The sequence below is a fragment of the Accumulibacter sp. genome, from assembly GCF_016789985.1.
Taxonomy (GTDB): domain Bacteria; phylum Pseudomonadota; class Gammaproteobacteria; order Burkholderiales; family Rhodocyclaceae; genus Accumulibacter.
This window is the reverse complement of sequence record NZ_JAEUOL010000270.1, coordinates 1-6,602: the sequence shown is the minus strand read 5'-3', so window position 1 is coordinate 6,602 and position 6,602 is coordinate 1. Positions and strand designations below refer to the sequence as shown.

General features: G+C 64.1%; 4 protein-coding genes. All 4 read right to left on the bottom strand.

Going from position 1 to position 6,602, the window contains the following annotated elements; all coding sequences use genetic code 11:
* On the bottom strand, positions 1-3,141 hold a 3,141-nt coding region (gene hrpA, locus JNK99_RS15230), incomplete at its 3' end, for an ATP-dependent RNA helicase HrpA (RefSeq protein WP_291854531.1).
* A 101-nt stretch (positions 3,142-3,242) separates the two neighbouring features.
* On the bottom strand, positions 3,243-4,193 hold the full coding sequence (locus tag JNK99_RS15225) for an integron integrase (RefSeq protein ID WP_291854536.1): 951 nt from the start codon (positions 4,191-4,193) through the stop codon (positions 3,243-3,245).
* 194 nt (positions 4,194-4,387) lie between these two features.
* On the bottom strand, positions 4,388-4,618 hold the full coding sequence (locus tag JNK99_RS17715) for an MT-A70 family methyltransferase (protein WP_366518770.1): 231 nt from the start codon (positions 4,616-4,618) through the stop codon (positions 4,388-4,390).
* Positions 4,525-4,956 carry an MT-A70 family methyltransferase gene (locus tag JNK99_RS15220; protein WP_291854533.1) on the bottom strand — a complete coding sequence of 144 codons (432 nt, stop codon included), beginning with the start codon at positions 4,954-4,956 and terminating at the stop codon, positions 4,525-4,527. Before JNK99_RS15220 ends, JNK99_RS17715 begins: the two co-directional genes overlap by 94 nt.
* Between the last annotated feature and the right edge of the window lie 1,646 nt (positions 4,957-6,602).

The following is a 6,602-nucleotide window of genomic DNA, read 5'->3' as shown; positions in this document are numbered from 1 at the left end:
CACCTCCATCAGCTCGGGCAGTTCGCCAAAGGTCCAGTCGCGCAGCCCCGAGTATTCGCTTGGCGTCTCGTGCAACCCGGAGAATTCCTGTTTCGCCTCGCGGCCCCATTCGGCGCGCAGTTCGTGCAGGTGGCGGCTCATTCCGAGCTGCCGCCCGTGCTCGTCGAACAGGCGGAAATTGAACGACAGGTGTGCCGGCAGGGCATCCGGACGAAAGGCGTCGGGCGTGATCTCCCAGCCACGCGCGTTGAGCCCGCGCGACTGCCGGATGAAGTGCACCAGCGCCAGCAGCAGCGGCTTGTCGGTCGGCGGCACCTGCGCCACGAACTCGGCGGCAAAGTCGGGCACCGGCACCAGTTTTGCGCGCAGCCGTTGCGGCAGCGTCTTCACCAGTTGCCCCACCTTCTCCTTGAGCAGCCCGGGTACCAGCCATTCGCAGCGCGCCGCCGGAATCTGGTTGAGTTGCGCCAGCGGCACGCTCAGGGTCACGCCGTCGCGCGGGCTGCCCGGCTCGAAGTGGTAGGCCAGCTCGTAATCGACGCCGGCCAGCCGCAGCTGCTGCGGGAAGGCCTCGCTGGTCACTCCGGCAGCCGCGTGCCGCATCAGATCCGCGCGTTGCAGGTAGAGCAGTTGCGGCGTCGCGCGCTCGGCCTCGCGCCGCCAGTGGTCGAAGGCGGCGCCGCTATGGACGTCCGGCGGAATCAGCCGGTCATAGAAGGCGAAGATCAGCTCGTCGTCGACCAGCACGTCGGGTCGGCGCGATTTGTGTTCGAGCGTTTCGATGTCCAGCATCAGTTGCTGGTTGTGCGTGTAGAAACCCCAGCGCCGCTCGAACTCATCGCTCACCTCGCCGCCGACCAGCGCCTGGCGGATGAAGATTTCGCGCGCCGCCGACGGGTCGATCGGCCCGAAGTTCACCCGTCGGCGTGGATCGACGACGATGCCGTAGAGCGTGATGCGCTCGAAAGCCACCGCCTGCATCGCCTTCTTCTCCCAGTGCGGGTCGAACCAGCTACGCTTCAGCAGGTGCGCGCCGACCCGCTCCAGCCAGGTCGGTTCGAGGCGCGCCACACAACGTGCAAACAGGCGCGTCGTCTCGCTGATCTCGGCGGCGACGACCCATTTGCCGGCCTTCTTCTGCAGCGCCGACCCCGGATGGATGAGGAACCTGATGCCGCGCGCCCCGAGGTAATGCGCCGACTCCTCGGATCGGCAGCCGATGTTGCCGAGCAGGCCGGCGAGCAGCGCGCGGTGGATCGCCTCGTAGGTTGCCGGCAAGGCGTTCTCCTGCCAGTGCTGCTCGGCGGCCAGTGCGTGCAACTGGCTGTGGATGTCGCGCCACTCGCGCATGCGCAGCGCCGAGAGAAAGTTCTCGTGGCAGGCCTCGACCAGCTTGCGCTGCGACTTGCGGTGCCCGAGCTCGTCCTGATACCACTCCCAGAGGCGTAGCCAGGCAAGGAACTCCGACTTCTCGTCGGCGAACCTGCGATGCGCCGCGTCGGCCATTCCCTGTCGCTCCTGCGGCCGCTCGCGCGGGTCCTGCACCGACAGCGCGGCGGCGATCACCAGCACCTCGCGCAGACAGCCCTCGTCGCGCGCGGCGACGATCATGCGCGCCAGTCGCGGATCGAGCGGCATCCGGGCGAGCTCCTGGCCGACCGGCGTCAGCGCCCGCTCGGCGGTCACCGCGCCGAGTTCGATCAACAACTGGTAACCGTCGCTGATCGCCTTGCGCGGCGGCGCCTCGAGAAACGGGAAATCCTCCACGTCTCCGAGGCGCAGCGCCTTCATGCGCAGGATCACTCCGGCCAGCGACGAGCGCAGGATCTCCGGGTCGGCATAGACCGGCCGCCGGGCGAAGTCCTGCTCCTCGTAGAGACGGATGCAGACACCCGCCGCCACCCGGCCGCAACGCCCGGCGCGCTGGTTGGCCGAGGCCTGCGCGATCTTCTCGATCTGCAACTGCTCCACCTTGTTGCGGTACGAGTAGCGCTTGACGCGCGCCAGACCCGAATCGACCACGTAGCGGATGCCCGGCACGGTGAGCGAGGTTTCCGCGACATTGGTCGCCAGCACGATGCGCCGGCCGACATGCGGCTTGAAGATGCGGCTCTGCTCCTCGGCCGACAGGCGCGCGAACAGCGGCAGGATCTCGGTGTGCGGCGGGTGATGCTTGCGCAGCGTCTCGGCCGCCTCGCGAATCTCGCGCTCGCCGGGCAGAAAGACCAGCACGTCGCCCGGCCCGGCGCGATGCAGCTCGTCGCAGGCGTCGGCGATGGCGTCGTAGAGATCGCGTTCGTCGTCCGGCGCCGTCCCGGCGTCAGCCTTGTCGTCCCCGGACTGCAGCGGCCGATAGCGCAGCTCGACCGGATACAGCCGGCCCGACACCTCGATCACCGGCGCGCCGTCGAAGTGCTGCGCGAAGCGCTCGGCGTCGATCGTCGCCGAAGTGATGATCAGCTTCAGGTCGCGCCGCTTGGCCAGCAGCTGCTTCAGGTAGCCGAGCAGGAAATCGATGTTCAGGCTGCGCTCGTGCGCCTCGTCGATGATCAGTGTGTCATACTGCTCCAGCCAGGGGTCGCCCTGCGTCTCGGCGAGCAGGATGCCGTCGGTCATCAGCTTGATGAAGGCATCAGGCGAGCTGCGGTCGCTGAAGCGAATCTTGTAACCGACCAGGCGCCCCGGTTCGCTCTGCAGTTCCTGCGCAAGGCGCGCCGCCGTGGCACGCGCCGCGATGCGCCGCGGCTGGGTGTGGCCGATCAGGCCGGTCGTGCCGCGCCCCAGTGCGAGGCAGATCTTGGGAATCTGCGTCGTTTTGCCCGAGCCGGTTTCGCCGCAGACGATCACCACCGGATGTCGGGCGATCAGCGCGGCGATCTCGTCGCGCCGCGCATTGACCGGCAGATCGTCGGCAAACTGCGGCTTCGGCAGGCGCGCCCGGCGGGCTGCCACCAGCGCGCGCGACCGTTCGAGCAGGCACTCGCTCTCGGCCTGCAGCGCCGCGCGCTTGCCGCCGAACAGGTGGCGCAGGTCACGCGCCAGCGAACGCAGGCGACGCCGATCGCTGGCCAGGCAGTCGGCGAAGGGGTTGGCGGGTGCGCCAAGCGCCCGGGTCGGGGCGGGAACGGGAGGCGCGCTCATCGCGACACGGGAAATCGAAGGTCATGGTCTCGTCTGCGGGCGGTGCAGGCGCGCCGCGAATGCGACGACTCGAAGCTTGATGACATTGGGCCGATGCGTGCTCAGAGCAGCACGTCGAGCGGGCTGCGAACGCCGCGCCCGCCACGCTTGAGCACGTGCGTGTAGATCATCGTCGTCGCCACGTCGGCATGGCCCAGCAATTCCTGCACGGTGCGAATGTCGTAGCCGCTGTCGAGCAGATGCGTGGCGAAGGAATGGCGCAGCGTGTGCGGCGTCGCCGGCTTGTCGATGCTGGCGGCGGCAACGGCCTTCTTCATCGCCCGCTGCAACTGCTTTTCATCAAGGTGATGGCGACGTTCGACCCCGCTACGCGGATCGACCGAGTAACTCCCGGCAGCGAAGACATACTGCCAGGGCCAGGCCGTGCTCGCGTCCGGATACTTGCGCTCCAGTGCGTCGGGCAAGTAGACCGTGGCTTTGCCCAGCCGCAAATCGTCCTCGAAAATCAGCTTCCGCCGCCGCAGGTGCTCACGCAGGTCGCCAGCCACAGCTTCCGGCAGCATCGTCACCCGGTCCTTGGCACCCTTGCCGTCACGGATCAGAATCTCGCCCTGCGCGAAATCGACGTCCTTCACCCGCAGGCGAATCACTTCCATCAGGCGCATCCCGGTGCCGTAGAGCAGGCGCGCCAGCAGGCCATGGACCCCTTCCATCCGCTCCAGCACCCGCTGCACTTCACGGCGGGTCAGCACCACCGGCAAACGCTCGGGCCGCTTGGCGCGCACCACGTCGTCCAGCCAGGGAAGCTCGACGCCGAGCACCTGGCGGTAGAGAAACAGCAATGCCGACAGCGCCTGGTTCTGTGTTGCCGAGGCGACCTGTCCCGCCACCGCGAGATGGGTGAGAAATGCCTCGACCTCCGCTGCCCCCATCTCGCGCGGGTGGCGCTTGTGATGGAATAGCACGAAGCGCCGGACCCACTGGACATACTGTGTCTCGGTCCTTATGCTGTAGTGGCGCAAGCGGATCTGCGCGCGAACCTGGTCCAGCAGCCTGGGTTGCGAGGGGTCAACCTCGGGCTGCGCGGGTGCATATTCCGCCGGAGGCGGTTGTTTTCCCGGATCGATGGGGGGGGTTCATGCCGGGCGGGTCCTTAAAGAACAGTACGATGCGCGAACATGAACGGAGTATACACCGGATGCAGGGGGGATCTGCACCGGCGGATGCCACCGTAGGGTGGCGGGGTCTACACCGGATTTGGTGTCGACTGAACGTTATGCCCCATGCTCACGTCGCACGGAACCTCGTTGCCCCATGTGTGCCAGTCACCGCGCTTGCGGCGGGCGAAAAGCTCCAGTCGCGGACCAGGGCTTACCGCTTCTATCAGTTCGTAACTCGCGTCCGGCTTCTCGCTGTGCGCTTCGGGTCGCCGGTCTGAAACACGTTGGGCTGGTAACGCGCCAGCGGGAACCGGCATTTCTGGCGGTAGCCGAAAAGCATCGTCTGCGACCGATGCACAAACCAATTCCCCATGCCGGTCGGCTTCACCCAATGAACCGGGGCCAGATACTTGAACCCCCACGCCCGCATCACGCGAAATCCAGCTTCCAGGTGCTGGTTCGTCGTCCAGAGCCAAAGGTGGCAGTCTTCCGCCGCAAAGTCGGCCACCGGCATGGCGCAAATCTCCTCAATCGTCATGGTCGGGTACGGTAGCGCCTTAGGCTTCGCGCCTTCCCTCGCCCGCTTCCTCTGCCCGGCCATAGACAGCGCCCAGGGCGGGTCAGCCAAGATGCACCCGTATTGGCCGTGCGGCATAACACGGCGGTCAACACGGACGCCTGCCAGCGGCGCTTCGCTTGCTGTCATGCGCCGGTTACCTCAGCGTTAGATGCCCTCATATGAACGAGTTGCGCTTTCCAGAAATTGTCCGGTCCATCTATGCAGCGGTAGCTGAACTTGAGGCAATGTTCCCTGGGCGCAAGTTCACTCCCGATGGGCATATGGTTGGTAGCCTTGGCGAAGCACTGGCCGCTCATCACTACGGCGTCACACTTCATGGAGCCTCGTTTGAGTGCCACGATGGAACGTGTTGTGGAAAGAACGTACAGGTCAAAGCCACGCAAGGCGGTCGAATCGCAATAACTTCTGAGCCAGAGTTTTTGTTGGTTCTTCGCTTGCATCCTGATGGTTCATTCTCTGAGGAATACAACGGAGCCGGGCATCGCGTCTGGTCGCTCGTAAGCCACAAGCCTCGCCCCAAGAACGGCCAACACCAAGTCTCTTTGGCGGCACTCAGAAAACTAATGGCTGGTGTTCCGGAAAGCGAGCGATTGGTCCGCCGGGCATCTAACCCCTCATTCAACGGGACGCCTAGCGGCGCCCGTTAATTCGAACGTTATGCCCCGTCGAACGAAACCAAAGCGAGTACACGTGATGTTTGAAGGCCGTTCTTTGGTTTGCGTGGCAGAGCACGATGCGGGCGCTGTGCATGAAGTCAGTTCGGGTTTCGTAGCTTGGTCTTGGTTCGGAAAAACCAAGGCCTTTGTCTTTCAGGCTTGTGCACGGTTGGTGCTGCGACTTCTGTCTGCGAGGCGGGGTTTGATGAATTCGCTTTCGGTTCTTTTGCTTGCTGGCTTGGGCACGATGCGGGGCCAAGGTCAAAGTGCCTTGTCCGTGCGGTTCGTTTGCTTGATCGCTTCAAGCCTGAAATCCGGGCTTGTTTCTTCGCGCTCGGTTCAATGTTGGCTGCAATCAAATCCCGCTTCGTTCGAGCGTGCGGCCAAAATCGTGCGGCCGGCTCGCTCTTTCACTCCCGCTGGCATAACCCGTCGTTCAACGGGACTGCCTTCGGCAGCCCGTTAACTCTGCGTTAGGCCCCTATGCCAGAAACACCGAAGAGCGTTGCGTCAACATTGGAAGCAGAGTGCACTCAGTTTTTTGAAGCGTTCTCTCAAGCCTTTTCCGAGTTTGATGGGCACGTCATTGCCCGGCGTTATGCGTCACCCTACTTGTCAATCCACTCGGATGGCTCCAGCCAATTGTTTAGCTCACCCTCCGCGATCGGTCAGTATTTTCAGGAAATCGTCTCGCGGTATCACCAACAAGGTTGCCGCTCTTGCCAATTCAAAGAACTCAATGTCGTTCCTCTTGGTCGGAATGCGGTCCTCGCATCGGTCACTTGGGAGCTGTTGGCTGAAAGCAAATTGCTCATCAGTGCGTGGAGAGAGTCCTACAACCTTGTTCGAAACAATGATGCGCTGCTCATTCACGTATCAACAGACCATGCCGCTTAACCACCGTGGCCTAACATCTCGTTCAACGGGACGGCCTTCGGCCGCCCGTTAACTCGGACGTTACCGTGAAAGCCCATCGCTGAAGTGACGTGACCATGCCTGCCGACAAGCAGCATTGTTTGAACAGCCGCTGGGCCCGACCCCAGGTGTTCAGCGGCGAATCAGTGT

What these genes read in the sequence shown, in the direction of transcription:
- JNK99_RS17715 (WP_366518770.1), bottom strand. Translation starts at nt 4,618, where the DNA reads ATGCCGGTTCCCGCTGGCGCGTTACCAGCCCAACGTGTTTCAGACCGG.
- JNK99_RS15220 (WP_291854533.1), bottom strand. Translation starts at nt 4,956, where the DNA reads ATGCCGCACGGCCAATACGGGTGCATCTTGGCTGACCCGCCCTGGGCG.